The organism is Brachybacterium sp. SW0106-09, from assembly GCF_001293905.1.
Classification (GTDB): Bacteria; Actinomycetota; Actinomycetes; order Actinomycetales; family Dermabacteraceae; genus Brachybacterium; species Brachybacterium conglomeratum.
In genome coordinates this window covers 20,093-45,470 of sequence record NZ_BCAK01000008.1, presented here as the reverse complement: position 1 = coordinate 45,470, position 25,378 = coordinate 20,093, and the positions used below count along the sequence as shown (strand labels likewise).

The following is a 25,378-nucleotide window of genomic DNA, read 5'->3' as shown; positions in this document are numbered from 1 at the left end:
CCCCACCTCCTCCGTCGGCCTTGAATATCTCGAGACTACGACGTCGGTGTGACAGAAGAAAGGTGTGTGGATGAGTTTCGGATGTTTCCCGGGGGTATCCACAGAATGGTGTGTGCGGGGTGTGGGCAAGTGAGGTGTGGGGAGGGGAGGTCGCGCGCGGGGAGGGGGGTCGGGGGCGTCATCCACATTCTGAGCTGGGAGTGCGTCGTCCGTCGGGGGTGGGGTGTAGGGCGTGTCGTGTGTGGGGCGTGGATCGAGTCTTCTTGCTGTTCCTTCAGCGTGCATTAGGCGGAATCGCTCTCGAGGTTCCATTGTAAAATGCACTCGATCTCTTTCGGGGAATAGTTGTCGAGTAGCGCGGGAAGGTGCCACGCCATATTGCGCGGCCCCTCGTCGAGTCGCGCGCAACGGCCCCCGCTCGCGCATCTTCCCGCCCTCCGTTCTCGTGTCCTCCCGTCGTCCACCCGCCGCGGCGCACCCCGCAGTTCGCGCGTCCTCCCCGCGACCAGGCAGACTGGGGGCATGGCTGACCCACAGGATCCCCGCGTCGCGGTATATCTCGATTTCGACAACATCGTCATGTCCTGGTACGACCGGGTGCACGGACGGCAGGCGTACAGCCGCGACCGCCACCGCATCGCGGAGGACCCCACCGAGCCCGAGATCGCCGAGCGGCTCGCGAAGGCGACCGTCGACGTCGGCGCCGTGATCGACTTCGCCGCCTCCTTCGGGTCCCTCACCCTCACCCGCGCCTACGCGGACTGGTCCTCGCCGGTCAACGCCGTCTACCGCAGCCAGCTCGTGGCCCGCGCCGTCGACCTGGTCCAGCTGTTCCCCGCCGCGGCCTACGCCAAGAACGGCGCCGACATCCGCCTCGCCGTCGACACCGTCGAGGATCTCTACCTCCTGCCCGACCTCACCCACGTCGTGATCGTCGCCGGGGACTCCGACTACGTCCCCCTCGCCCAGCGCTGCCGCCGCCTCGGCCGCTACGTGATCGCGCTCGGCGTCGCCGGCTCCACCGCGAAGTCCCTCGCCGCCGCCTGCGACGAGTTCGAGTCCTACGAGAACCTCCCCGGCGTCGAGCGGCCCTCTGCCCCCGCACGCTTCCGCTCCCGGCGCCTCGGCGGCGGGGACGAGGAGGGACGCGGGACCACGCGCTCCCGCAGCCGGCGCGGCCAGGGCGGCGCTGACGGCACGGACGGCACCGACGGCGCAGAGAGCATCGAGAGCTCCACGAGCGCCGAGAGCACCGAGAGCAGCGGCGGCTCCGGCTCGCGCCGCGGCGGCCGCGGCCGGCACAGCGGCGCCGACAGCGACGTGGCCACCGCCTCGCAGGAGATCGAGGACCGCCTCGACGACACGCTCGAGGACGAGGGCGAGGAGGACCCCCGCGAGTCGGCCACCCGCCTGCTCGAGCGCGCCCTCCAGCTCGGCGGCCGCGGCGACAGCGAATGGCTGCACAGCTCGGCCGTGAAGTCCCACATGCGGCGCATGGACCCCTCCTTCAGCGAGAAGGCCCTCGGCTTCCGCTCCTTCTCCGAGTTCCTCAAGGCGAACTCCGACATCGCCGTGCTCGAGGAGACCGGGCACGAGCGTCTCGTGCGCGCCAAGGACTGACGGGGACCGGCGCGCCATGACGACCCTGCTCTCCGGCGCCCTGGCCGGACGCACCGTCATCACCGCCGTGGACCGGCGCTCCGAGGAGCTCGCCGCCGCCCTCGAACGGCACGGCGCGCGCGTCGTGCCCGCCGCTGCGATGTCCACGATCCCGCACGTCGACGACGAGACGCTGCTCGAGCGCACCCGCGCGCTGATCGCCGCGCCGCCGGACGCGACCGTCGTCCTCACCGGCGTCGGGCTGCGCGGCTGGCTCGAGGCGGCCGACGCCGCCGGTCTCGGCGCGGACCTCCGCGCCGCCCTCGGGGCCTCCCGCATCCACTCCCGCGGCACCAAGGCCCACGGCGCGGTGCGCGGGGCAGGCCTGGACAGCGTCTACGTCGCGACCTCCGAGACCGCGGCCGAGCTCGGTGACGAGCTGCTGTCCACGGGGGTGGACGGTCTGCGGATCGCCGTCCAGCACCACGGCTCCGGCGACGACGGGCTCGACGAGCTGCTCACCGCGCACGGCGCCGAGATGATCAGCCTGACCGTCTACCGCTGGGGGCCGCCGTCGGATCCCGCCGCCCTCACCCGCGCGGCCCGGCTCGCCGGCGCCGGAGGGGCCGACGCCGTGCTGTTCACCTCCGCGCCCGGCGCGACCGGCTGGCTCGACGCCGCCGCACGGGCCGGGACCCTGGACGCGGTGCGGGAGCGCGCCCGAGCGGGGGAGCTGGTGCTCGCGAGCGTCGGCCCCGTGACCTCCGCAGCGCTGAGAGCTCGTGACCTGCCCGTCCTGGAGGCGGAGCGGGCGAGGACGGGCTCCCTCGTGCGCACCGTCGTGCAGCACTTCGCCGCACTCTCCTGACAGCAGGAGGCGGAGAGGGGGATACTGGGGCGCCCGGGACAAGGAGGCAGTCCGATGAACACGTTCCTGTGGATCCTCGCCTTCGCCCTCGCCGCGGTCTTCGTGGCCAGCGGCGCGATGAAGCTCCTCGCGCCGCGCGAGCAGCAGATCGAGAAGACCCCCTACGCCGAGGACTTCCCCCACAGCGTCATCCAGGGGATCGGCGCCCTGGAGATCCTCGGCGCGCTCGGCCTCGTCGTCCCCGCGCTCACCGGCATCGCCACGGTCCTGGTGTCGCTGGCGGCCGCCGGCCTCGCGATCACCATGGTCTTCGCCGCGCTCGTGCACGCCCGACGCGGCGACCCGTTCCGCGCCATGCTCCCCTCGATGCTCCTGGCGCTCGGATCGGTGGTGGTGGCCTGGTCCCGCTTCGGGCCCTACCCGCTGTGAGCCCCTACCCGCTGTGAGCTGAGCCCGTCCGGCGCCCCGCCCACAGCAGCGCCCGCAGCGCGAGCCCGACCAGCAGCGCCCAGAACGCCGCGCTGATCCCCGCCGCCGCGATGCCCGAGGCGGCGATCAGCACCGTCACCCCGGCGGGGAGCTGCTCCTCGGACTCCGCGAGCGCGGAGCGCAGCGAGGCCACGAAGGTGCCCAGCAGCGCGAGCCCCGCCACCGCCGGGATCACGCCCTCCGGCGCGAGCGCGATCAGCTGTGCGAAGACGGTCGCTCCGAGACCGCACAGCACCAGCACCACGCCCGACGTGGTCGAGGCGATCCAGCGCCGCTCCCGATCCTCCCCGGCCTCCGGCCCGGCCGCGAGAGCGGCAGTGATCGCCGCGAGATTCACGCCGTGCCCGCCGAGCGGCGCGCCGATCATCGTGCCGAGACCGGTGGTCACCATCGACGCGCGCCACGGCACCTCATAGCCGAGGCTCCGCATCACCGCCACGCCCGGCACGTTCTGCGACGCCATCGTCACCAGGTACAGCGGGAGCGCGACCCCCACGACCGCGCCGACGGTCAGCGTCGGGACGGTGAGCTCCACCGCCGGGAGCAGCGGGGGAGCGGCCGACGGGGAGGGCGCCGCCGTCAGGGACACGACGATCACGACGCTCGCGGCGAGGAACGCGAGCGGGGAGGCCCAGCGCGGTGAGAGCCGCTGCGCGAGCGCCCACACCACGATCACCGGCGCCACCGCGAGCGGATTCGCGGCCACGCCGAGCACCGGGCCCAGGCACAGCTGGAACAGCACCCCGGCGAGCATCGCCTGCGCGATCGGGGTCGGGATCCGGGCCATCAGGGCGCCGAGCGCGGGCACCAGCCCCGTCAGCACGATCAGCACCCCGACCAGCACGAACGCACCGACTGCGGCGGGCCAGCCGCCGTCCACCGCGCCCGTCGCCGCGAGCAGCGCCGCGCCCGGGGTGGACCAGGCCACCGTGATCGGCAGACGGGTGCGCAGGGAGAACAGCATCGAGCACAGCCCCATCAGCACGCTCACCGCGAGCAGCCCGCTCGCCGCCTGCGCGGGCGAGGCGCCGACCCTCGAGGCCCGCGAGGACGACGACGAAGGAGCTCGTGAACGCGACGAGACCGGAGATGATCCCGGCCGAGACGGGGCGCAGCATGAGCGCAGACCAGGCGGCGGGCGGGGTTGCCCGCGCCGCGGTTCGCGGGGAGGATCCCAGGGTGGCTCCCACCGACGTCGTCTCCTGGCTCCTCGACACCGACCGCTCCCTGCGCTGGCAGGTCGAGCGCGATCTGCTGGACCAGCCGCCCGAGGTGTGGGAGGCGACCCGCGCGCGCATCCCCCACGAGGGCTTCGGGGCGAGGCTGCTGGACCACCAGGACCCGGAGACCGGGCTGTGGGCCGGGGGCGCGTTCTTCCCCGCCGGGTTCTTCGACGATCCCGAGAACCTCGAGCTGCCCGGCCAGCCCTGGACCGCGACCACCTGGTCCCTCACCACTCTGCGTGAATGGGGCATGGACCCCGCCCCGCTCATCGAGCGCGACACCGCCGCGAAGCTCGCCGAGCACGCGCACTGGGAGTACGACCCCTCCCTGCCCTACTGGGGCGGCGAGGTGGACTGCTGCATCAACGCGATGACGCTGGCCAACGGCCTCTGGCTCGGAGCCGACGTCTCCTCCCTGCCCCGCTGGTTCCTCGCCCACCGCATGGACGAGGGAGGCTGGAACTGCGAGTGGGAGGACGGCTCGACGCGCGCGAGCTTCCACTCGACCCTGAACGTGCTGCGGGCCCTGCACGTGCACGAGCAGGCCACGGGCGGCTCGCCCGTGCTGCGCGCCGCGAGGGGCGAGGCGGAGGAGTACCTCCTGCAGCGGCGCCTGATGCGCCGGGAGAGCACCGGGGAGATCGTCGGCCCCTGGGTGGAGCACTTCCTGTACCCGCCGCGGCACATCTACTCCGCGCTGCGGGCGCTCGACCACTTCCGCGAGCGGGATCTGCGCGATCCGCGGATGGCCGACGCCACCCAGTCCGTCCTCGACGCGCAGCAGGAGGACGGCACCTGGCTCCAGCAGCACCGCCTGCCCGGTGCGGTCTGGTTCGAGGTCGACGTCCCGGTGGGGGAGCCCTCGCCGTGGCTGACCCTGCAGGCACTGCGGGTGCTGCGCTGGTGGGGCGAGGGCTGAGGGCCGGGTCACAGTTCGATCACCGTGACGGCCGGCGTGCGCGAACCCGCCCCGGCCGCGCCGACGGGCCGATACAGTGCGGGCCACCCCTGTGCGGGTGCGCTGGATCACATCCCCGCCCGTCCCCTGCACGGCATCACCACCCCTGATGCCGACCGGCCTCCTGGAGGACCCCGATGTTCGACGCCGCCATGACCCCCACGCGACGCACCATGCTGCTGACGATGGCCGGGGTCCCCGTGCTGGTGACCGCCTGCGCCCAGACCACCGAGGACGGAGGGTCCGACGGCGGATCCGACGGCGGGGGCGGCGGCGCCCTCACCATCGGCACCACCGACAAGGTCACCGCGCTCGACCCCGCCGCCGCCTACGACAACGGCTCCTCGACGGTGTGGACCCAGTGCTACGCCTACCTGATGAACACCTCCGTCGGCTCCGAGGACGGCGTCCCCGAGCCGGACCTCGCCGAGACCGCGGAGTTCACCAGCGACAACGTGTACACCGTCACCCTCAAGGAGGGGCTGACCTTCGCGAACGGCAACGAGCTCACCAGCGAGGACGTCAAGCACACCTTCGACCGGCAGCTCGCGATCGCCGACCCCAACGGCCCCTCGAGCCTGCTGGGCAACCTCGAGAAGGTCGAGGCGGTCGACGAGCTCACCGTCGAGTTCCACCTCAAGGAGCCCGGCGACCAGACCTTCCCCTACGTGCTGTGCTCCCCGGCCGGCCCGATCGTCGACGCCGAGGTGTTCCCGGCCGATGCCGTGCTCTCCGACGCCGAGATCGTGGACGGGAACGCCTTCTGCGGCCCCTACGCGATCACCAGCTGGAAGATCAACGAGCTGGTCACCTTCGAGGCCTTCGACGGCTACAAGGGGCTGTTCGGCGCGCCGGCGACCGCGAGCGTGTCGATGTCGTACTACGCCGACCAGAACAACATGAAGCTGGACATCCAGCAGGGCAACATCGACTGCGTGTGGCGCTCCCTCTCCGCGACAGACATCGCCGACCTGCAGGGCGACGACGCGGTGACGGTCCACGAGGGCCCCGGCGGCGAGATCCGCTACATCGTCTTCAACTTCCACACCAACCCCTACGGCGAGAAGACCGAGGACCCGGATCCCGACAAGGCCCGCGCCGTCCGCCAGGCGGTCGCCGACCTCATCGACCGCCAGGCCATCGCCAGCTCCGTGTACAACGACACCTACACCCCGCTGTTCTCCTACATCCCCGAGGGCCTGCCCGGCGCCGGCACCCAGTTCAAGGACATGTACGGCGACGGCTCCGGCGGCCCCGACGCCGAACGGGCCCGCGGCCGGCTCGAGGACGCGGGCGTGGAGATCCCGGTGCAGCTGAGCCTGCAGTACAACCCCGACCACTACGGCAACTCCTCCGGCGACGAGTACGCGGCGGTCAAGGGCCAGCTCGAGGCCGACGGGCTGTTCGCGGTGGACCTGAAGTCCACCGAATGGGTGCAGTACAGCGACGACCGCGTCGCCGACGTCTATCCCGCCTACCAGCTGGGCTGGTTCCCCGACTACTCCGACGCCGACAACTACCTCTCGCCCTTCTTCGTCACCGAGAACTTCCTGGCCAACCACTACTCGAACCCCGAGGTCGACGAGCTGATCCAGAAGCAGCGCGGCACCGCGGACTCCGCCGAGCGCGAGGCGCTGTTCGTGCAGATCCAGGACGTCGTCGCCGAGGACATCTCGACCCTGCCGCTGCTGCAGGGCGCGCAGATCGCGGTATCCACGGCGGAGGTCCAGGGCGTCACGCTCGACTCCTCCTTCAAGTTCCGCATCTCGCCGCTGTCCAAGTGACCGCCGCCGCCGAGACCGAGGTCGAGCACGCCCCCCGACGCCCGCGCCGCCGGGTCTCGGGGGGCGGCCTCGGCCGCTACATCCTCCTGCGCTTCCTGCTGATCATCCCGACCGTCTTCATCCTGATGACGGTGGTGTTCTTCCTGATGCGGATCACGGGCGACCCGATCACCGCCGCGCTCGGCGGCCGGCTCACCCCGAGCGAGCTCGCCGCCCGCCGCGCCGAGGCCGGCTACGACCGGCCGCTGATCATCCAGTACTTCGACTACCTCGGCGGGGTGCTGCGCGGCGACTTCGGCACCACCTACACCGACCGCACCCCCGTCACCGAGATCCTCACCACCTACGGGGCGGCGACCTTCGAGCTGGTCGTCTACTCGGTCGTCGTCGCGCTCGTGATCGGGGTGCCGCTGGGGATGATCGCGGCCCGCACCCGCGACCGCTGGCCCGATGCGGTGCTGCGGATCGTGGCGATCCTCGGCTACGCCACCCCGGTGTTCTTCGTCGGCCTGCTGCTGAAGCTGGTGTTCTCCGTCGGGCTCGGCTGGCTGCCGGTCGCCGGGCGGATCTCCACCCGCGGCGAGATCACGATGAGCACCATCCTGAACCCCAGCCCGTTCTTCCTGCTGGACGCGCTGCGGCTGGGGGACCTGGAGCTGCTGCGCGACGTGGTCTCCCACGCGATCCTCCCCGCGATCGCGCTGGGGATCCTCACCGGCGGGATCTTCCTGCGCCTGGTGCGCACCAACATGATCGGCACGCTCGAGATGCAGTACATCGAGTCCGCCCGCTCCCGGGGCGTCGCCGAGTCGCGCCTGACCACCCGCCACGCCCTGCGCCCGGCGCTGATCCCGATCATCACTGTGATGGGCATGCAGATCGCGATGATGCTCGGCGGGGCCGTGCTCACCGAGACCACCTTCGAATGGAACGGCCTGGGATACATGCTCGCCGAGTACATGAAGGCCCGCGACTACGTCGCCGTGCAGGGCATCGTCATGATGCTCGCCGTGATCGTCGCGATCTCGAACTTCGTCGTCGACGTGATCGCCGCGCTCATCGACCCGAGGGTGAGGTACTGAGATGACGCTGTCGAACCCCGAGCCCGTCGGCGAGGGCGACGCCGCCGGCACCGACCTCGCCGCCGAGTCCGCGGTCGTCACCGCGACCGCCCGCGCGCCCTGGTACCTGCGCCTGCCGGTGGTCAGCCACCTGCGCCGCAGCGTCGGCCTCCAGCGCGGGATGCTGGTGGCCGGCGTGGTGCTGGTGGGCCTGCTGCTGCTGACCGCGCTGCTCGCCCCGCTGCTGGCCCCCTACGGCTTCGCCGACACCGCCGCCGACGGCGAGGCCTTCGGCACCCAGCGGCCCCCGTCGGCCGCCCACCCGCTGGGCACCACCGTCACCGGCTTCGACGTGCTCTCCCGCGTGATCTGGGGGACCCGCACCGCGGTCGCCGTGATGGTCTGCGCGGTCGCGGCCTCGCTGTTCCTCGGGGTCGCGCTCGGACTGCTCTCCGGCTACATGGGCGGCTGGCTGGACCGGGTGCTGGTGATGCTGGCCGATGCGATCTACGCCTTCCCCTCCCTGCTGCTCGCGATCGTGATGTCGATCGTGATCTCCGGCGGGCAGTCCGACGCCTGGGGCGGCATCCTCGCCGCCGCGCTGTCGATCACGGTGGTGTTCGTTCCGCAGTACTTCCGCGTGATCCGCGCCGAGGTGGTGCGGCTGAAGGCCGAGCCCTTCGTCGAGGCCGCGAAGGTGGTGGGCACCGGGCACCGCCGCATCATGGGCACCCACCTGCTGCGCAACGCCACCCGCACCCTCCCGCTGATCTTCACACTCAACGCCTCCGAGTCGATCCTGACCCTCGCGGCGCTGGGCTTCCTCGGCTTCGGCATCGAGCCGACCAGCGCCTCCGAATGGGGCTACGACCTCAACCGCGCCATGTCCGACGCGACCAGCGGCATCTGGTGGACGGGGCTGTTCCCGGGCCTCGCGATCGTGCTGGCCGTGCTCGGGGTGACGCTCGTGGGCGAATCCGTGAACGACCTCAACGACCCGCGGCTGCGCACCCGGCGCCGACGCAGCGAGAGGACGGTGGCCGCATGAACCAGGCCCCAGCACGTCTCGAGATCCGGGACCTCGACATCCGCTTCGCGACCGACGGCGGCGAGGTCCACGCCGTGGACGGCGTCAGCCTCGAGGTCGCCCCCGGGGAGATCCTCGCCGTCGTCGGCGAGTCCGGCTCCGGCAAGTCCGTCACCGCCCGGTCGGTGCTGGGGCTGCTGCCGGAGACGGCGGAGGCCCGCGGCACCGTCCTGGTCTCCGGCACCGACGTCGTGCGCCAGACCGCCGCGCAGATGCGCCGCCTGCGCGGCGAGGACGTCTCGATGATCTTCCAGGAGCCCTCCAGCGCCCTGAACCCTGTCTTCCCGATCTGGTGGCAGATCGGGGAGGGGCTGCGCGCCCATCGCGGGCGGATCTCCCGCAAGGAGATCCGGGCCGAGGCCGTCCGGGCGCTCGAGTCGGTGGGGATCCCCGACGCGGCCGAGCGCATCGACCGCTACCCGCACGAGTTCTCCGGCGGGCAGAAGCAGCGCATCATGATCGCGATGGCGCTCGCGCTCGGCGCCGAACTGATCGTCGCCGACGAGCCCACCACCGCACTCGACGTCACCGTCCAGGCCGAGATCCTCGACCTGCTGCGCGACGTGCGCGACCGCTTCGGCACCTCGATCATCCTGATCACCCACAACATGGGCGTGGTCGCGGATCTCGCCGACTCCGTCGCCGTGATGCACCACGGGCGCGTCGTCGAGCGGGCCACGGCGACGGAGCTCTTCGCGGACCCCCGCGAGGAGTACACGCAGAAGCTGCTCGCGGCCGTGCCGCACCTGGGCCGGGACTCCGCCTGGAGCGCGCTCGAGCCCGCCGCGCAGCAGGCGCTCGAGGAGGCGGAGCCGCTCGTCGTCGCCCGCGACCTCGTCGTCGAGTACCCGGGCCGGCTGGGCCGCGCCCCCTTCCGCGCCGTCAAGGGCGTGGACCTCACCATCCGCCGCGGCGAGGTGTACGGCCTGGTGGGGGAGTCCGGCTCCGGCAAGACCACCATCGGCCGCGCCATCGCGGGGCTCGAGCGCACCACCGGCGGGAGCCTCGCCGTGCTCGGGCACGAGATGCGCGGGATGCGGGAGCGGAGCTTCACCCCGCTGCGGCGGCGGATCGGCTTCGTCTTCCAGGACCCCGCCACCTCCTTCAACCCGCACCTGACGATCGAGCAGTGCATCGCCGAGCCGCTCGTCGTCCACGAGCAGCAGCTCGACGCCGCCGAGCGCGGCCGCCGCGTGCGCGAGCTGCTCGAGGCGGTGGAGCTGCCGGGCGACTACGCACGGCGCTACCCCCACGAGCTCTCCGGTGGGCAGCGCCAGCGGGTCTCCCTCGCCCGCGCGCTCGTCCTCGGCCCCGAGCTGCTCGTCGCCGACGAGCCGACCAGCGCCCTGGACGTCTCCGTGCAGGCGACCGTGCTGGCCCTGTTCCGTGAGCTGCAGCAGCGGCTCGGCTTCGCGGCGCTGTTCATCAGCCACGACCTCGCCGTCGTCGACTCCCTCGCCCACCGCATCGGGGTGCTCTACCGCGGCGAGCTCGTCGAGGAGGGTCACGGACCGGACGTGCTGCAGCGGCCCCAGCACCCGTACACACGCCGCCTCATCGCCTCCCTGCCCGTCCCGGACCCGGCCGAGCAGGCGCGGCGGCGCGAGGCGTACGCGCAGGAATGGGGGAGCGGGCGCGCGGAGAGCTGAGGAGGAGGGCCGGGCGAGTTCACCCGACGTTCAGACCCGCGTCCCGGAGCCGGGGGAAGGACGTCATGCCGGAGGGGTTCGGTAGAAGAGCCCTCATCCCTCCCCGAGACAAGGCACCCCATGACCCCCTCCTCCCTGTCCCCGTCCCGGCGCGGCCTGCTGCGCACCTCCACCGCCGCGGCGATGGCCGGACTCGCCACCGCCGGCGCGGCCGGCGCCGCGACCGCCGCGCCCTCGGCCCCCGCGGGGAAGGACGGCATCGTGCGCAACCGGCTCCGCTTCCGCGAGGACGGCACCTTCACCGTCGTCCAGTTCAACGACACCCAGGACGGCCCCCGCACCGACCGCCGCACGATCCAGCTGCAGGAGGCGGTGCTCGACGACGTGCAGCCGGACTTCGCCCTCATCAACGGCGACGTCATCAACGGCTCGCCCACCAGCGCCCTCGAGGCGAAGCAGGCGATCAACAACGTGGTGCGGCCGATGGAGGACCGCGGCATCCCATGGGCGCTGACCTTCGGCAACCACGACGAGGACTCCACCCCCGTCACGGGGCTCGACGAGAGCGCGTACATCGACTTCGTGCGCCAGTACCCCCACAACCTCAACACCCCCGGCGCCGCCGTCACCGGCACCGGCAACCAGGTCCTCACGATCCGGCCCCGCCGCGACAAGGGCGAGGCCTTCGCACTGTGGCTGCTGGACTCCGGCCGCTACGCCCCCGAGCAGATCGCCGGGCAGGACTTCGAGGGCTACCCCGACTGGGACTGGCTGCGCCCCGACCAGGTGCAGTGGTATCTCTCCACCTCCGCCGCGCTCGAGCGGCGCAATCGCGGCCTCGTCCCGGGGCTGGTCTTCCAGCACATCGCCCTGTGGGAGCACCGCTTCGCGTGGTTCGCGAGCGTCGACGCCCGCACCGAGGCCGATCACGCCCGCGCGGTCCAGAAGCACTCGATCGTCGGGGAGCGCAACGAGGACGAGTGCCCCGGCCCGTTCAACTCCGGCATGTTCGCCGCGATGCTGCAGCGCGGAGACGTGAAGGGCCTGTTCGTCGGCCACGACCACATCAACACCTATGTCGCCGACTACTACGGCATCCAGCTCGGCTACGCGCCGGGCACCGGCTTCGGCACCTACGGCCTCGGCGGCGCCGAGGACCACCGCCTGCGCGGCGCCCGCGTGTTCCGCCTCGACGAGAGCGTCGAGGGGCTCTACGCCGGGACCGAGCTGCGCCACGCCTCGGACTACGGCATCGATCTCACCGCCGGAACCCAGCCGGGCGAGCCGGCCGAGTTCCCGGGCGGGGTGAGCTGACCTTCAGCTCCAGGTGACGGGCAGCTCCGGATCGCCCATGTCCACGTTCGGGATGCCCATGCCGCCGCCCAGCCACATCTCGCACCGGCCCTTCTGGTCGTCCTTGGTGCACTCGATGGTGGTCGTGACCGAGCCGACCGAGGTGCCCTCGACGTAGGTCGGCTCGTCGGAGGAGGGAGTCGCCTCCATGGTGTCGATCGTGCGCTGCGTGTCCTCGGAGATGGAGCGCTCCACGGTGTTCTCCACCATGGTCCAGCCGTCATCGCTCGTCGTCGGCACCGGGGTCATCCCGCAGCCGGCCTCGAGGGTGGTCTGCTCCAGGCAGGCCTGCACCGCGTCGTCGACCGCGCCGCGGAAGGCCGTCAGCCCCTCCTCGGTGAGCGTCGCCTCCGGCCACTCGAGGGAACTGGCCAGCTCGCCGACGAGCAGCGGATCGGTCGAGGTCAGCGCGAAGTGCTCGGCCCCGAGGGCGACCTCGTAGCCGCCGGGCATCAGGGCGATGGGCTCGCCCGCGGTCACCTCGGCGCCGTTGACCGTCAGTCCCAGGCCGTCGAGGCCGTCCGGGACCTGGGCCATGGTGTGGCCGCCGGTCAGCTCCATCACGCCGTCGTCGTCGTAGTCGTGCACGCGATACGTGTCGGAGACGGTCTCGTCACCCACCGTGAAGGTCACCGGCACCTCGCCCTCGGCGAGGCCGCCGTCGTCGATGACCGGGGTGCCGAGCTCGACCCCGGTGATCGGCGCGGCCTCGAGGGCGGCTGTGTACGCCTCGACGGGCAGCGGCGCGGCGCCCATGTCCTCGTTCACCGGGTTCAGCTCCAGGGCGGTCGCCGCGTCTCCTGCGGCCAGGGCGTCGAAGTAGTCCGCCACCAGCGCTGTGGCCTGCTCCTCCGGGGGGAGGTCCGCCGCGCCGGTCTCCCCGCCGCCGCCCCCGGAGTCGCCGCCGCGCACTGCGAAGTAGATGATCAGCGCGATCACGACCAGGATCACCAGCAGGCAGCCGCCCCCGGCGAGCACGCCGGCGATGACCAGGTTCTTGCGGGCGGAGGACTGCGAGACCGGCTCCGCCGGCGGCGGGGCGAAGTGCTGAGGGCCCTGCGGCCCTCCCTGGGCAGGGCCCTGGGGCGGCGTCGGTGCGGTCATGGTGGTTCCCCCGGAGTCGTTCGTGGACGTGTGTCCACAGGGTAGTCGGGGCGGTGCTCAGCCGGCGTCGGAGCCCGAGAGCGCCTCGAGGACGTCCTCTCCGTACTCGGCGAGCTTCTTCGCGCCCACCCCGCTGACCGTGCCGAGCTGCTGGACGGATTGCGGCGCCGTCTCCACGATCCCGACCAGGGTCGCGTCGGAGAAGACCATGTAGGGCGGGATCTGCTTCTCCTTCGCGACCGAGGTGCGCCAGGCGCGCAGCGCCTCGAAGCGCTCCCGCTGGGCGGGTTCGAGGGTCTCGGCGGCGCGGGAGGCGCCGCCGGCGCGTCGGCCGCCGCCGCGCGCACCGCGCTGCGGGGCGCGGTCGACGGCGAGCTGCACGGTCTCCTCGGAGCGGAGCACGGGGCCGGCCTGCGGGCCGGGGACGAGCACGCCGTAGTCGCCCTCCGCCTCGAGGACCCCCCGTGCGAGCAGCTGCCGGATCGCGGTGCGCCACTCCTTCTCCGAGAGCTCCTCGCCGATGCCCCACACGCTCAGCTCGTGGTGGCGGGAGGCCAGGGAGCGCTCGGACTCGCGGCCCAGCAGCACGTCCACCACCTGCCCGGAGCCGAAGCGCTGGCCGCGCTCCCGGTCCAGGCGGATCACGGCGGAGAGGAGCTTCTGCGCCGCGACCGTCGCGTCCCAGGTCTGCGGAGGGTGCAGGCAGGTGTCGCAGTTCCCGCACGGGGAGGAGTCCTGGCCGAAGTAGCGCAGCAGCTGCACGCGCCGGCAGTCGACCGTCTCGCACAGGGCGAGCATCGCATCGAGGTGCGAGCGGGCGTTGCGCTTGAACTGCTCGGAGCCCTCGCCGCCCTCGATGAATTTCCGCTGGCTGACCACGTCGCCGAGGCCGTAGGCCATCCACGCGGTCGAGGGCAGGCCGTCGCGGCCCGCGCGGCCCGTCTCCTGGTAGTAGCCCTCGATGGACTTGGGCAGGTCGAGATGGGCGACGAAGCGCACGTCGGGCTTGTCGATCCCCATGCCGAAGGCGATCGTCGCGACCATGATCAGCCCGTCGGCGCGCAGGAACCGCTCCTGGTGGTCCTGGCGCACCTCCGGCGGCAGGCCCGCGTGATAGGGGAGCGCGGGGATGCCGCGGTCGGCGAGCCACTGCGCGGTGGTCTCCACCGACTTGCGGGAGAGGCAGTAGACGATCCCGGAGTCGCCCTCGTGCTCGGCGGTGATCAGGCGCAGCAGCTGCTCGCGCGGGGAGGCCTTCGGCTCGATGCGGTACTGGATGTTGGGTCGGTCGAAGCTCGAGACGAAGTGCCGGGCCTGCTGCATCTGCAGGCGCTCGGTGAGCTCGCGGTGCGTCGCCTCGGTCGCGGTCGCGGTCAGCGCGATGCGGGGCACGCCGGGGAAGGCGTCGGCGAGCATCGACAGGCCCAGGTAGTCGGGGCGGAAGTCGTGGCCCCACTGGGAGACGCAGTGCGCCTCGTCGATCGCGAACAGCGCGAGCTGCGCGCGCTGCAGCAGCTGGACGGTGCGGGGGAGGACCAGGCGCTCCGGCGCCATGTACAGCAGGTCCAACTCTCCGGCGAGCAGCTGCTGCTCGACGGCCTGCGCCTGGTGCATCTCGAGGGTGGAGTTGAGGTACGCGGCGCGGATGCCGACCGCCTCGAGCGCCGCGACCTGGTCCGCCATCAGCGCGATCAGCGGCGAGACGACGATTCCGGTGCCCTCCCGCAGCAGGGCGGGGATCTGGTAGCACAGCGACTTGCCGCCGCCGGTGGGCATCAGCACCACTGCGTCCCCGCCGCTCGCGACCTGGTCGATAATCGCGGCCTGCTCGCCCCGGAAGGAGTCGTAGCCGAAGACCCGCGAGAGTATCGCGAGCGCCTCCTCCGTCCGTCCGGCGTCCCCCTCGCGCAGGGCGGAGACGGGGTCGGCGGAAGGAGGGGTGCTCATGCCCGCCACTCTAGGCCGCGGGGTCGACGGGCCGCGAGCGGGACGGTGCGGCGGTGGACGGACATGGGGACCTCTCCCCATGGTGCCCATCGCACGGTGCTCCCTGTGCTTCCGTCAGCACGCGCAGCGGCTGTCGAGACGACGAAGAGGGGATCATGGCGTTCTACGGGGCAGACACGGAAGCGGTACGGGAGCTCGGAGAACGGTTCCGCGACGCAGGGGACCGGCTCGAGTCGATCCAGCGTCAGCTCGGCGTCGCCGTCATGAACCCGATCATCTGGCAGGGTCCGGATGCGGACCAGCTGCGAGAGACCTGGGCCGGAGACGTCGCACCGCATCTGGGGTCGATCGCTGAGCAGGTCTCCGGCCGTCGCGAGGAGCTCGAGACGCACGCCGAGGAGCAGGACGAAGCCTCCCATGAGAAGGGCGCCCTGGAGATGATCTGGGACGCGATCAAGATCGGTGTGAAGGGCTTCTCCCTGTTCAAGGCCGGAAAGACCATCCTCTCCGGCATCGACGACATGAAGCGGCTGTGGGACGCCCACAAGCTCGGCCCTGACGACTTCTCCAGGGTGTGGAACTCGCTGAAGAATCGGAACTACCTGCAGTGGGCTTCCGAGGGATACAGCAAGCTGTTCAGCTCGATCGCCGGTCACATCCCAGGTGCGAAGCATCTGGGACCCCTGTGGGATTCGATGGGGAAGTGGGTCGATGGCATACCCACCAAGCTCGCAGAGGGTGGGAAGATCGTCTCGGCGATCGGCGAGAAGCTCGGCCCGGACGGCCTGGCGAAGCTGGCCAAGGGCTCGAAGATTCTCGGGAAGATCGTGCCGGGCGTGGACATCCTCGTCGGCGGGGCCCAGATCATGACGGCGGACGACGGATACGGAAAGGTCTCCGGCGGGCTGGCTGTCGCCGGCGGTGCCCTCATGCTCGCCGGTGTCGCCTTTCCTCCGCTCGCCGTCGCGGGGGCTGTGCTCTCCGGCACGAGCCTCGCCATGGACCTCATCGACCTGGGCGGGGAGATGTTCGGCGTCGACCCGTCCAAGGCCGTCTCGGAGGCCGTCGGGAACGCCGCGAGCGCGACCGGGGACGCGATCAGCGGTGCGGCCGAGGCGGCCGGCGACGCGATCTCCGACGCCGCCGGCGGCATCAAGGAGGGACTGGGTAGCATCTTCTGAGTGACTCGCCCGACCCGCACCCCCGCCTCGATGACGGAGCCGCAGCATGACCACGACCACTGACAGCCCCCTGGACGAGCGCGAGCTCGCCTGCGCCGCCGGCCTGATCGAGCTGGGAAGCACACGGGTGGAGGACGTCGCCGTCCTCACCGATGAGGAGCTCATGGCGCTCGAGGGCGTCGCGACCTCGCAGATGACCGCGATGCCCTACGTGGTGGAGCACGCGGACGAGGACGACGCCCGCGTGCCCCTCGCGCGGACGGCGATGCGATCCCTGATGGCGCGACGGCTGGTCGTCAGCGAGATCGAGGCGTCCGAAGGGGAGGACCGACCGCTCTCCGATGAGAAGCTGCAGAGCGTCACGGCCGAGCCTCGCATCACGGGAGCGCTCGTCCTGCGACGCACCATCAGGATCCTGGTGTGGTTCGAGCGGGAGGTCCCCACGCAGATCCACCGCCTCTACTACTACCCCCACGTGGACGGCGTGGTCCTCGAGGAGGAGGTCACCGCCGACGGCGTGCACCTCTTCACGATCATGCCGCGGTCCGAGGTCGCCACGAGGGTCCGGCATCTGATCGACCAGCTCGAGGTCGGTGGCCAGGACGGTCCGGCGACCACCGTCGCGGCGTCAGCGGTGGAGGACGATCCCGAGATGGGGCCGCGACTCGCCGATACCCGCGCACTGACCGTCGGGACGATGATCTCCCGCACCTCCGACATCGCCAAGCGCGTGCTCTTCCATCTGACCTCCAGCGAGGTCATCGGGGGGCAGCCGTCTCCCGAAGGGGACGAGATCACCTACATGAGCATCTCTCCGGAGAAGGTCGAGCAGATCATCGAGGACCTCTTCTCCGAGGCTGATGAGGACGAGGCTCGATGATCCCGCTGCGAGCGCGCTTCATCGCAGGACGCCACAGTGAGCTCGTCGGGAAGCCGCTGCGGTCCTGGCGGGTCGGTGCCGGCCCGCTGCTTCCTCTGTTCCTGTCGGGTGTCGTGGTGCTGATCTGGTTGCTGCTGGTGCTCAGCCCGGGCGAAAGCCCTGCTCTGACCATCGGGTTCACACTCTTCCTCGCGCTGTTCATGCTCGGCATCTATCTGTTCACCATCGACGCGCGACTGGTCGTGTGCGAGCGCGGGATCCTCCTGGGCAGGCTCGTCCCCGGCCTCCCCTTCAGCCCCACCTACGTGATCGCCGGCCGGGAGATCGACCCGCGCACGGTCGCCGTGGTCACCGACGGTGCGAAGACCGCCGCGGAGCTCGGCATGCCGTTCTTCTTCTTCCAGTACAAGACGTTCCCCGGCGCGCTCGGGGTGCACGCCGTCGTGTTCAACGGGCCGTGGGGAGCCGACATCGAGGCGCCCCGACAGCCGCGTCACCGCCGCCCGGTGCGCAAGTCGCTGTTCCTGTTCTCCCACCGGAGCGCGACGAAGATCGCGGAGGAGATCCTCCACGCGATCGGCCGCGACGGGGCGATCCCGCCGGGGTTCGCCCCGCACGAGGGACTGCGGCCCATCCCCGTCACGGGGCGGCGCGAGGACGCGGTCGCCCAGATCCCGGGCGCCTGGCCGCCGGACGGCCACCGCTGAGCTCTCACTCGTCCTTCGCCCACACCCCGGTGTCGATCGGCCGGCCGATGGCGAGCGCGGCGAGCAGGCCGACCGCGGCGAGGCCGACGGGGAGCCACATGGCGTCGGCCATCGCCGCGGCGTACGGGGCGTGCAGGAACGGGGGCAGGGAGCCTGCTCCGGACTCCGCGCCCGCAGGGGCAGCGCCCTGGCCGCCGGTCGCCTCGCCGAGGCGGGCCGCGATCCGGTCGGCCATGAGCGTCGCGATGCCGGCCGAGCCGAGCGCCGAGCCGACCTGCCGCATCTCGTTGTAGACGCCGGAGCCGGCGCCGGCCTGCGAGGGCGGGAGGTTGCGGGTCGCGGTCAGGGACAGCGGCCCCCAGATGCAGGCGTTGCCGATCCCGATCAGCACGAACGGCAGCAGCAGGACCAGCACGGAGGCGTCCGGGGCCATCAGCAGGGCGAGCCACAGCAGTCCGCCAGCCAGCGAGGCGAAGCCGATCAGCGCCAGCGGTCGCGGGTCGTGGCTCGTCATCCAGCGGCCGACGAGCGGTGCGAGGACCAGCGAGAGCACCGCGGAGGGCGCCGTCATCAGCGCCGCCTGCGTCGGCGACATGCCGAGCACCTGCTGGAAGAACAGCGTGGTGGGGATCGCGAAGCTCAGCACCGTCGCGCCCATCATCGCGATCGCCACGTTCGCGACCGAGAAGTTGCGGTCGCGGAACAGCGACAGCGGCACCAGCGGCTCGCGCCGCATCACGGCCTGCCAGAGGACGAACACCGCCAGCAACAGCACCCCGGCGAGGATCATCCCGGGCGCCGACACGGGCACCCCCGTGTCCACGGGTCCGATCACGAGGGAGTCCGTGATCGTGCCCCAGTCGTAGCTGTCGCCCTCCTGGATCCCGAACACCAGCAGGAACAGGCCCGTCGCCGAGAGCGCCACGCCGAGCCAGTCGAAGGAGTGCGATCGGCGCGGGAAGCGCGGCACGTTGCGGAGCACCAGCGCGATCGCGAGCACTCCGACGGGCACGTTGACGAAGAAGATCCACTCCCAGCCCGGCCCGTCCACCAGCAGCCCGCCGAGCACCGGGCCGACGAGGCTCGCGACCCCTGCCGTCGCGCCCCACACGGCCATCGCCTGACCGCGCCGCCGCGGCGAGAACATGCGGGTGATCATCGACATGGTCTGCGGGGTCATCATCCCGGCACCGAGGCCCTGCACCACGCGCGCCACGATCAGCATCTCCACGCTCCCCGCGAGTCCGCACCACAGGCTCGAGGCGGTGAACACGACGAGCCCGACGAGATAGACGGACTTCAGCCCCAGCCGGTCCCCGAGCCGTCCCGTGATCAGCAGCGGCACCGCGTAGGCGAGCAGATAGGCGCTGGTCACCCACAGCAGTCCGGTCAGGTCCGCCCCCAGGTCCTCCTGCATCCGCGGGATCGCGACCGTGACGATCGTGGTGTCGACCAGGATCATGAAGAAGCCCAGCACGATCGACCACAGCGCGGGCCAGGGACGGTCCAGGCGGGGGTCGCGGGCGGGGGCGGAGCGCGCGGACATGCGATCCCTTCGACGGGCGGCATCGCACCGGCGAATGCGACGGACGAAGGCTACGCCCATGCTCGCGCCTCTCTCCGCCGCGTCCGGCCGCGTCGGAGGCGGTCGCGCCCCTACAGTGGACCGCGTCACATCCGCGACGGGGCTCGTGACCAGCACACCGCCGTGCTGCGGGGCCCTGTGTCCCCCGAGGAGATGCCGCAATGCCCAGTGCGCCCGAGTCCGCCACCCCGCACAAGGAGGGCACCCCGCTCTCGCGGGCGATGCGCCCCCTGAACAATCTGGTCGAGAGGTTCATCCCCTCGGCGCTCGTGTTCTCGATCGTGCTGACCTTCATCGTCGCGATCCTGGGCCTGGTCCTCACCCCGACCTCGCCCGCCGACCTCGTCGTCCACTGGGGCGACGGACTGGCCGGGCTCCTCGCCTTCATGACCCAGATGGCGCTGATCCTGCTGCTGGGGCACATCCTCGCCAACACCGGCCCCGTCCGCAGGCTGCTCGCCGCGCTCGCCTCGGTGCCGCGCACGGAGCTCGCGGCCTACGTCTTCGTGTTCGTCGTCGCGGCGGTCGCCTCGCTGATCACCTGGGGCCTGGGGCTCGTGGTCGGCGGGCTGCTCGCCCGCGAGGTCGCCCACCAGGGCCGCGAGCGCGGGCTGACGCTCCACTTCCCGATGCTGGTCGCGGCCGGCTTCGGCGGCTTCGTCGTGTGGCACATGGGCTACTCGGCCTCCGGACCGCTGACCGCCGCGACCGAGGGCTCCTTCCTCATGGACTCCCTCGGCGGGCAGACCGTGCCGATGTCCCAGACCGTCTTCTCGACCTGGAACATGCTCGCCGCCCTCGCCACCATCATCGTCGTGGCGCTCGCGCTGTACCTCGTCGCGCCGCGACGCGGCGACCGCGTGACCGAGCTGACCATTGACGCGCGCGAAGAGCTCGAGGACGGCCAGGAAGAGGTCGTCACCCCCGCGGACCGGCTGGACGCGAGCCGCCTGGTCACCCTGCTGACCGGTCTCGCGCTGGTGGCCTACCTGGTGCTGCACTTCTCCCGCGGCGGCACCCTCACCCTCGACACCGTGAACTGGTCCTTCCTCGCCCTCATCCTGCTGCTGGTGCGGAACCCCTTCGAGCTGATCCACCTCACCAAGAACGCCGCCTCCAACGTCGGCGAGATCCTGCTGCAGTTCCCGCTCTACGCCGGGATCCTCGGGATGATGGTCGGCTCGGGGCTCGTGCAGATCTTCTCCGACGCCTTCGTCTCGATCTCCACCCCCACCACCTTCGGCCTGTTCGCGCTGCTCGCGGCAGGGCTCGTGAACTTCTTCGTCCCCTCCGGCGGCGGCCAGTTCGCCGTGCAGGGGCCGATCATGCTCAGCGCCGGTGCGGAGCTCGGCGTGGACCCCGCGATCACGATCATGGCCGTCTCCTACGGCGACCAGTGGACCAACATGATCCAGCCCTTCTGGGCGATCCCGCTGCTGGCGATCGCCGGGCTGAAGATGCGTGACATCCTCGGATACACCACGATCGTGCTGATCGCCTCGGGGCTCGTCTTCGGGGCCACGCTCGTGATCGTCTCGCTCTGAGTCCGAGGAGGAGCTCCGCATGCAGGTCGTCGACACCGTCGCGGCGCTCGAGGCGCTCGGGGACACCCCCGGGTGCGCGTTCGCCCGAGACCTCCAGGACCCGGTCGTCGAGGCGGCCGTCCGGAGCTGGGACATCCAGGGTCCGCGCACCGACGAGCTCGCCCGTCGACCCTTCGCGCACCTGACGGGCGGGCGACTCGAGCTCGTGCTGCTCCTGCCGGACCACGGCGCGCAGCACCTGACCGTGCGGATCCACGCCGCCGCCGCAGGGGTGCTCGTCATGGGAGCGCCGGAGGCGCTGGAGGCGGTACGCGCGGAGGCGGGGGCCGCCGACGGCGTCCGCGAGGCGGTCGTCGGCATGCTGCTGGCCGTCGCGCGGCGCGGCGAGGAGGTGCTGGACGGGTTCGAGGACGAGAGCGAGCGGTTCGAGGACCGGGCCGACGGCTATGCCGCCTCGGCGCAGCGGCGCCTGCTGGGCAGGAGGCGGGCGGAGCTCTTCCGCATCCAGGAGGCCCAGGCCGCGATGCACCGGCTGTGCCTCCCCGAGGAGCAGCTCTCCCAGGAGCTCCCGGAGGAGCTGCGCCACCGGCTGCGCCGGGCCGCGGTCGAGTTCGAGGCGAACGGCTCCGCCGCCGCACGCCTCCACACGGTGCTCGGCGATCTGCTGGCGGAGCAGGGCGCCGTCGTCAACGAGCGGCTCACCCTGGTCGCGACGATCTTCCTGCCGCTCACGCTCGCGACCGGGTTCTTCGGCATGAACTTCGCCTGGATGCAGGAGCGGACCGGGAGCGCGGGCGCCTTCGTGCTGCTGGGGATCGTGCTGCCGGCGCTCGCGACCGTGATCACGCTCGTGGTGGTGCGCCGGCTCACCGGCTCCCGCTGATCCGCTCCCACACCACGGGCCCACCCGCGTCCCAGATCTCCCCGCCGTCCCCGACCACCACCAGCAGAGAGCGGGCCCGGGACAGGCCCACGTAGAGCAGCTGCCGCGCCCGCTCCGCGGCGCCGAAGCCGTTGACCGCGAGCACCACGACGGGACGCTCGAGCCCCTTGAAGCCCAGCACGTGCCCGTAGAACACGTCGGTCGCGGAGAAGAACCCGTCCCAGTAGCCGTCGTACCCCTCGTGCTCGATCTGCGTCCTCTGCTCCGGGTGGCGGCTGCCGGTGGTCAGCAGGGCGATCTGTCCCGGCTCCCAGCCCTCGTCCATCAGCTTCTCGACCGCGTCGTCGGCGGTCGCGACCGCGTCCTCGGTGGAGGAGGCGAGATAGCGCACGGGCGCGCCGGCCGGCAGGCGCGGGGTCTGCTCCACCGGGGTGAGCGGAGCGAAGGCGTGCGCGATCGTGCGGGTGCTGCGCAGGTTGTCGTCCAGCGGGAAGGGGTTCAGCGTGATCGGGGCGCGGCCCTCGCGGTCGAAGACGCTCTGGTGCTCGTCGGCGAACACGAACAGGACGCCCTCCGCGGGGTCGCGCAGGCAGGGCTGCAGCGCCTCCCACCAGGCGTCGGCGAAGTCCTGCGCCTCGTCGACGACGATCGCGTCGAAGAGCTCGTCCTCGTCGGTCTCGCCCGCGAGCTGCGCGAGACGGGCCGGGAGGTGCTCCTCGTAGTACTCGACCGGGGAGCCGCCGAACTCCTGCTCGGTCTCGGCGCCCCAGCCCACCGGCAGGTCGTGGAAGAGCCCCACATAGGCGGGACGCTCCTGCTCCGGCCAGGTCGCGGCGAGCAGCTGGAAGTGCCGGGCGAGGCCGCGGGAGTAGCACAGCAGCGCGGTGCGGAAGCCGTCCCGGGCGAGCGTGCGGGCCTTGATCATCGCCAGATGCGTCTTGCCGGAGCCGGCCCCGCCGATGATCTGCGCGCGGTGCTGGAAGCGCAGCAGGGCGATCGCGCGCTCCTGCTCGCGGGTGAGCTGGTTGCCCTCGTCGGCGATCTCCTTCGCGATCAGCTGGTGGTTCTCGATCGCGCGGTGGGTGCGGCGCAGCATCTTCACGACGTGCTCGCACTGCGCGGCCTCCAGCGGGGCATAGGCGTCCCGGGTCTGCGAGTTCAGGGCGTGCACGATCCGGTCCGCGAGGTGGGGCAGGTCGGTCGCGTCCAGCGCGAGGGTGCGCGGCGCCTCGGGCGGGTCCCAGTCCGCGGGCAGCTGCGTGTAGGGCAGCACCGCGAGGTGCACGGCGCGGCCGACCGGACGGGAGGAGGCGCCGTTGAGGTACTCCAGCAGGTGGTGCTTCGCGCGCTGGGCCTGATCGATCGGGGAGCGGGCGAGCTCCCGAGAGCCGGAGTGGTCCGCCTGCCGCCAGGCGCCGTCCTCCAGCGAGATCCGTCCGCCCTTCACCTCGATCACTGCGATCCCGATGCCCGGCCAGAGCACCAGCAGATCCGCCTCGACCTCCTCGCCGCGGGCGGTGACGCGCTGCCCGGTGATCAGCACCGCCTCGGCGGGCAGCTGCTCGGTCAGGTGCTCCCACACCTCCTGCTCGGCGGCGCTGGCGAAGTCCGGCTGCTCGGGAAGAGTGCGCGGCATGGTGCTCCTCGGTGCGGCGTGGGCGTCCTCGCTGGTGAGGCCGGGCTATCGGCCGACAGGGGTCGGGGAGACCCCCGACGAGCGGAGGTTATCCCCTAGTCTCGGGGCATGGCAGCTCGCGAGAAGAAGATCCGGCGGACCTCGCGACGTTCCGCGCCCCGCAGCAGGAAGCTCGAGCAGCACATCGCCGTGTTCGGGGAGAGCGGCAGCGGCAAGACGGTGCTGCTGTCCTCGTTCTACGGCGCGGCCCAGGACCAGGCCGGGCGGGAGGACTCGCAGGCCCCGCAACTCTACGACCTCGTCGCCGATGACACCACCCAGGGAGACCGGCTGCTGAAGAACTACTTCCGGATGGAGAACTCCGCCGAGGTGCCCGCCGGGAACCGCTTCCGCGCCGAGCCCTACCGCTTCACCCTCTCGCTGCGCAGCACCCCCAGCGCCGCCGAGCGCAAGGCGATGCCCGTCGACGCCGTGCAGCTGGTGTGGCACGACTACCCCGGGGAGTGGTTCGAGCGCTCCGTCAGCGGACCTGAGGAGGAGCGTCGACGCATCGAGGCCTTCCGCGCCCTGCTCGTCTCCGACGTCGCGCTGCTGATGGTCGACGGGCAGAAGCTGAAGGACGCGGCCGGTGAGGAGGAGCGCTACCTCAAGGCGCTCTTCCACACGCTGCGCACGGGCCTGGTGAGGCTGCGGGACGAGATCCTCGTCGGCGGGAAGGAACTGGTGCGCTTCCCCCGCATCTGGGTGCTCGCCCTGTCCAAGGCGGACCTGTTGCCGGAGATGGACGTGGACCGCTTCAAGGCGCTCGTGCTCGAGAAGGCCGCCGACGAGCTCGGCCAGCTGCGCGAGGCGATCGAGTCGATGGTCGTCGGCGACGAGGCGCTCGCCGTGGGGGAGGACGCGCTGCTGCTGTCCTCGGCACGGTTCACGCCGGGACGCATCGCCGTGCGCGAGCGGATCGGGGTGGACGTGATCCTCCCGCTCGCCGCGATGCTGCCCTTCGAACGGCATGTCACCTGGGCCAGGCGGCAGGAGATCCCCGCGAAGGTCGCCCGGGAGCTCGCCGAGAACGCCGGCACCATCGGCACCGGGGCGATGGCGCTGGCGATGTTCGGAGCCCGCCACCGCCTCCCGGGCCGGCTCGGCCTGATCTCCACGGCGCTCGCGACCGTGGTTCCGCTGCTCAGCAAGGACATGGTCCAGGACGCCGCCTCACTCGCGGGGGAGAAGCTCCGGGGCGTCCACGACCGGGCGCTCGAGAAGAAGCAGAGCCTCGCCGCGATCCTCACGGGCTTCAAGATCGATCTCGAGCGCGCCGAGCGCGAGGGCGTGCTGCGCCGGAGCAGGCGATGATCCTGCTCTGGGCGACCCGCGGCCGGACCTGGGGCTTCCGCTTCCTGCCCGTCGACGGCACCGGCCCCGACGCGGATCCGCTGCCGCTGTACGAACGGGCCTTCTCCGGACATGAGGACGAGGACGAGGGCTGCTGGAGGACGGACGGGCTGCTCGCCGTGCGGCTGCGGGATCCCGAGGGCCGCGCCGACGAGGCCGGACGCGTGATCCCGCACGAGCTCGTGCTCGACGGCGCGGGTGCGGACGGCATCACCTCGACGGCCGACGTCGTCCGGCAGATCTGGCCGCTGCTCGCCGAGCGCTACGCCGCGCTGTGGGACGGCCCGGCCCCGGACTGACCGGGTCGCCGAAGTGACCGAGATGCCATGACCTCTCTGTGACCTGGGGGATCGTGGTTACCCTGTGATCTGCCTTCCATTGCAGGTGTTCAGGACTTCGTCTGTCACACCGCTGGTGCAAGATTCAAATTGCAGGCCCCGCGCGGTCG

General features: G+C 71.7%; 21 protein-coding genes. 16 read left to right on the top strand and 5 right to left on the bottom strand.

The genetic code is table 11. The annotated features are described in order from the left end of the window. The first annotated feature begins 522 nt into the window (after positions 1-522). From Y09_RS05545 to Y09_RS05535, 3 genes are read left to right on the top strand one after another with little or no spacing between them, the layout of a single operon-like run. Positions 523-1,620, top strand: coding sequence for an NYN domain-containing protein (locus Y09_RS05545; RefSeq protein ID WP_053916690.1), 1,098 nt, complete (start codon positions 523-525; stop codon positions 1,618-1,620). Between the two features lie 16 nt (positions 1,621-1,636). Next, the gene (locus Y09_RS05540; protein ID WP_053916688.1) at positions 1,637-2,467 is read left to right on the top strand and encodes a uroporphyrinogen-III synthase; all 831 of its coding nucleotides are present in this window, start codon (positions 1,637-1,639) and stop codon (positions 2,465-2,467) included. 54 nt (positions 2,468-2,521) lie between these two features. Beyond that, a complete protein-coding gene (locus tag Y09_RS05535; protein WP_010551775.1) occupies positions 2,522-2,896 on the top strand; it encodes a DoxX family protein in 375 nt (124 codons plus the stop codon). 4 nt (positions 2,897-2,900) lie between these two features. Here the strand turns inward: Y09_RS05535 and Y09_RS05530 are convergent, their stop codons facing one another. Further along, positions 2,901-3,947, bottom strand: coding sequence for a benzoate/H(+) symporter BenE family transporter (locus Y09_RS05530; protein WP_345742683.1), 1,047 nt, complete (start codon positions 3,945-3,947; stop codon positions 2,901-2,903). Between the two features lie 188 nt (positions 3,948-4,135). Here Y09_RS05530 and Y09_RS05525 point away from each other — a divergent pair, with 188 nt between their 5' ends. From Y09_RS05525 to Y09_RS05500, 6 genes are all read left to right on the top strand, one after another. Then, positions 4,136-5,098, top strand: coding sequence for a hypothetical protein (locus tag Y09_RS05525; RefSeq protein ID WP_053916687.1), 963 nt, complete (start codon positions 4,136-4,138; stop codon positions 5,096-5,098). Positions 5,099-5,274: 176 nt separating this feature from the next. Continuing rightward, complete coding sequence (locus tag Y09_RS05520; RefSeq protein WP_082358653.1) at positions 5,275-6,921, top strand: ABC transporter substrate-binding protein; 1,647 nt, start codon at positions 5,275-5,277, stop codon at positions 6,919-6,921. Further along, positions 6,918-8,003, top strand: a complete 1,086-nt coding sequence (locus Y09_RS05515) for an ABC transporter permease (RefSeq protein ID WP_053916684.1) — start codon at positions 6,918-6,920, stop codon at positions 8,001-8,003. Before Y09_RS05520 ends, Y09_RS05515 begins: the two co-directional genes overlap by 4 nt. A gap of 1 nt (position 8,004) precedes the next feature. Further along, positions 8,005-9,030, top strand: a complete 1,026-nt coding sequence (locus Y09_RS05510) for an ABC transporter permease (protein ID WP_053916683.1) — start codon at positions 8,005-8,007, stop codon at positions 9,028-9,030. Then, on the top strand, positions 9,027-10,718 hold the full coding sequence (locus Y09_RS05505; RefSeq protein ID WP_053916680.1) for an ABC transporter ATP-binding protein: 1,692 nt from the start codon (positions 9,027-9,029) through the stop codon (positions 10,716-10,718). The genes Y09_RS05510 and Y09_RS05505 overlap by 4 nt, the downstream gene beginning before the upstream one ends. A 120-nt stretch (positions 10,719-10,838) precedes the next feature. After that, positions 10,839-12,032: a metallophosphoesterase family protein gene (locus tag Y09_RS05500; protein ID WP_053916678.1), complete on the top strand. Its 1,194-nt coding sequence runs from the start codon at positions 10,839-10,841 to the stop codon at positions 12,030-12,032. A gap of 3 nt (positions 12,033-12,035) precedes the next feature. On the opposite strand, the gene Y09_RS05495 is transcribed toward Y09_RS05500, so the two are convergent. Both Y09_RS05495 and recQ read right to left on the bottom strand, forming a co-directional pair. Further along, on the bottom strand, positions 12,036-13,175 hold the full coding sequence (locus Y09_RS05495; protein ID WP_053916677.1) for a hypothetical protein: 1,140 nt from the start codon (positions 13,173-13,175) through the stop codon (positions 12,036-12,038). A 57-nt stretch (positions 13,176-13,232) separates the two neighbouring features. Further along, positions 13,233-15,122 (bottom strand): DNA helicase RecQ, encoded by a 1,890-nt coding sequence (gene recQ / locus Y09_RS05490; protein ID WP_148639541.1) that lies wholly within the window; start codon positions 15,120-15,122, stop codon positions 13,233-13,235. A gap of 155 nt (positions 15,123-15,277) precedes the next feature. On the opposite strand from recQ, the gene Y09_RS05485 reads away from it, so the two are divergent. From Y09_RS05485 to Y09_RS05475, 3 genes are read left to right on the top strand one after another with little or no spacing between them, the layout of a single operon-like run. After that, positions 15,278-16,303: a hypothetical protein gene (locus tag Y09_RS05485; protein WP_053916674.1), complete on the top strand. Its 1,026-nt coding sequence runs from the start codon at positions 15,278-15,280 to the stop codon at positions 16,301-16,303. Positions 16,304-16,349: 46 nt separating this feature from the next. Next, positions 16,350-17,183, top strand: a complete 834-nt coding sequence (locus Y09_RS05480) for a hypothetical protein (protein WP_053916672.1) — start codon at positions 16,350-16,352, stop codon at positions 17,181-17,183. Then, positions 17,180-17,890, top strand: coding sequence for a hypothetical protein (locus Y09_RS05475; RefSeq protein WP_053916669.1), 711 nt, complete (start codon positions 17,180-17,182; stop codon positions 17,888-17,890). Before Y09_RS05480 ends, Y09_RS05475 begins: the two co-directional genes overlap by 4 nt. Before the next feature lie 4 nt (positions 17,891-17,894). Here the strand turns inward: Y09_RS05475 and Y09_RS05470 are convergent, their stop codons facing one another. Then, the gene (locus Y09_RS05470) at positions 17,895-19,436 is read right to left on the bottom strand and encodes a DHA2 family efflux MFS transporter permease subunit (RefSeq protein ID WP_053916667.1); all 1,542 of its coding nucleotides are present in this window, start codon (positions 19,434-19,436) and stop codon (positions 17,895-17,897) included. Between the two features lie 200 nt (positions 19,437-19,636). Here Y09_RS05470 and Y09_RS05465 point away from each other — a divergent pair, with 200 nt between their 5' ends. Both Y09_RS05465 and Y09_RS05460 read left to right on the top strand, forming a co-directional pair. Beyond that, entirely contained in the window at positions 19,637-21,019 is a 1,383-nt protein-coding gene (locus Y09_RS05465) for a short-chain fatty acid transporter (RefSeq protein WP_053916666.1), read from the top strand. Between the two features lie 19 nt (positions 21,020-21,038). Continuing rightward, a complete protein-coding gene (locus Y09_RS05460; protein ID WP_053916664.1) occupies positions 21,039-21,902 on the top strand; it encodes a CorA family divalent cation transporter in 864 nt (287 codons plus the stop codon). Here Y09_RS05460 and Y09_RS05455 read toward each other — a convergent pair. After that, the gene (locus Y09_RS05455) at positions 21,886-23,538 is read right to left on the bottom strand and encodes a nuclease-related domain-containing DEAD/DEAH box helicase (protein ID WP_053916663.1); all 1,653 of its coding nucleotides are present in this window, start codon (positions 23,536-23,538) and stop codon (positions 21,886-21,888) included. The two genes, Y09_RS05460 and Y09_RS05455, sit on opposite strands and share 17 nt — an antisense overlap. Positions 23,539-23,646: 108 nt before the next feature. On the opposite strand from Y09_RS05455, the gene Y09_RS05450 reads away from it, so the two are divergent. Both Y09_RS05450 and Y09_RS05445 read left to right on the top strand, forming a co-directional pair. Beyond that, complete coding sequence (locus tag Y09_RS05450) at positions 23,647-24,891, top strand: ATP/GTP-binding protein (protein WP_053916661.1); 1,245 nt, start codon at positions 23,647-23,649, stop codon at positions 24,889-24,891. Beyond that, entirely contained in the window at positions 24,888-25,229 is a 342-nt protein-coding gene (locus tag Y09_RS05445) for a hypothetical protein (RefSeq protein ID WP_053916659.1), read from the top strand. Before Y09_RS05450 ends, Y09_RS05445 begins: the two co-directional genes overlap by 4 nt. Positions 25,230-25,378: the final 149 nt, after the last annotated feature.

Coding starts and splice junctions, on each gene's coding strand:
- Y09_RS05470 (WP_053916667.1), bottom strand. CDS start 19,436: ATGTCCGCGCGCTCCGCCCCCGCCCGCGACCCCCGCCTGGACCGTCCC.
- Y09_RS05510 (WP_053916683.1), top strand. CDS start 8,005: ATGACGCTGTCGAACCCCGAGCCCGTCGGCGAGGGCGACGCCGCCGGC.
- recQ (WP_148639541.1), bottom strand. CDS start 15,122: ATGAGCACCCCTCCTTCCGCCGACCCCGTCTCCGCCCTGCGCGAGGGG.
- Y09_RS05540 (WP_053916688.1), top strand. CDS start 1,637: ATGACGACCCTGCTCTCCGGCGCCCTGGCCGGACGCACCGTCATCACC.
- Y09_RS05495 (WP_053916677.1), bottom strand. CDS start 13,175: ATGACCGCACCGACGCCGCCCCAGGGCCCTGCCCAGGGAGGGCCGCAG.
- Y09_RS05450 (WP_053916661.1), top strand. CDS start 23,647: ATGGCAGCTCGCGAGAAGAAGATCCGGCGGACCTCGCGACGTTCCGCG.
- Y09_RS05535 (WP_010551775.1), top strand. CDS start 2,522: ATGAACACGTTCCTGTGGATCCTCGCCTTCGCCCTCGCCGCGGTCTTC.
- Y09_RS05520 (WP_082358653.1), top strand. CDS start 5,275: ATGTTCGACGCCGCCATGACCCCCACGCGACGCACCATGCTGCTGACG.
- Y09_RS05505 (WP_053916680.1), top strand. CDS start 9,027: ATGAACCAGGCCCCAGCACGTCTCGAGATCCGGGACCTCGACATCCGC.
- Y09_RS05480 (WP_053916672.1), top strand. CDS start 16,350: ATGACCACGACCACTGACAGCCCCCTGGACGAGCGCGAGCTCGCCTGC.
- Y09_RS05485 (WP_053916674.1), top strand. CDS start 15,278: ATGGCGTTCTACGGGGCAGACACGGAAGCGGTACGGGAGCTCGGAGAA.
- Y09_RS05465 (WP_053916666.1), top strand. CDS start 19,637: ATGCCCAGTGCGCCCGAGTCCGCCACCCCGCACAAGGAGGGCACCCCG.
- Y09_RS05460 (WP_053916664.1), top strand. CDS start 21,039: ATGCAGGTCGTCGACACCGTCGCGGCGCTCGAGGCGCTCGGGGACACC.
- Y09_RS05475 (WP_053916669.1), top strand. CDS start 17,180: ATGATCCCGCTGCGAGCGCGCTTCATCGCAGGACGCCACAGTGAGCTC.
- Y09_RS05500 (WP_053916678.1), top strand. CDS start 10,839: ATGACCCCCTCCTCCCTGTCCCCGTCCCGGCGCGGCCTGCTGCGCACC.
- Y09_RS05545 (WP_053916690.1), top strand. CDS start 523: ATGGCTGACCCACAGGATCCCCGCGTCGCGGTATATCTCGATTTCGAC.
- Y09_RS05455 (WP_053916663.1), bottom strand. CDS start 23,538: ATGCCGCGCACTCTTCCCGAGCAGCCGGACTTCGCCAGCGCCGCCGAG.
- Y09_RS05445 (WP_053916659.1), top strand. CDS start 24,888: ATGATCCTGCTCTGGGCGACCCGCGGCCGGACCTGGGGCTTCCGCTTC.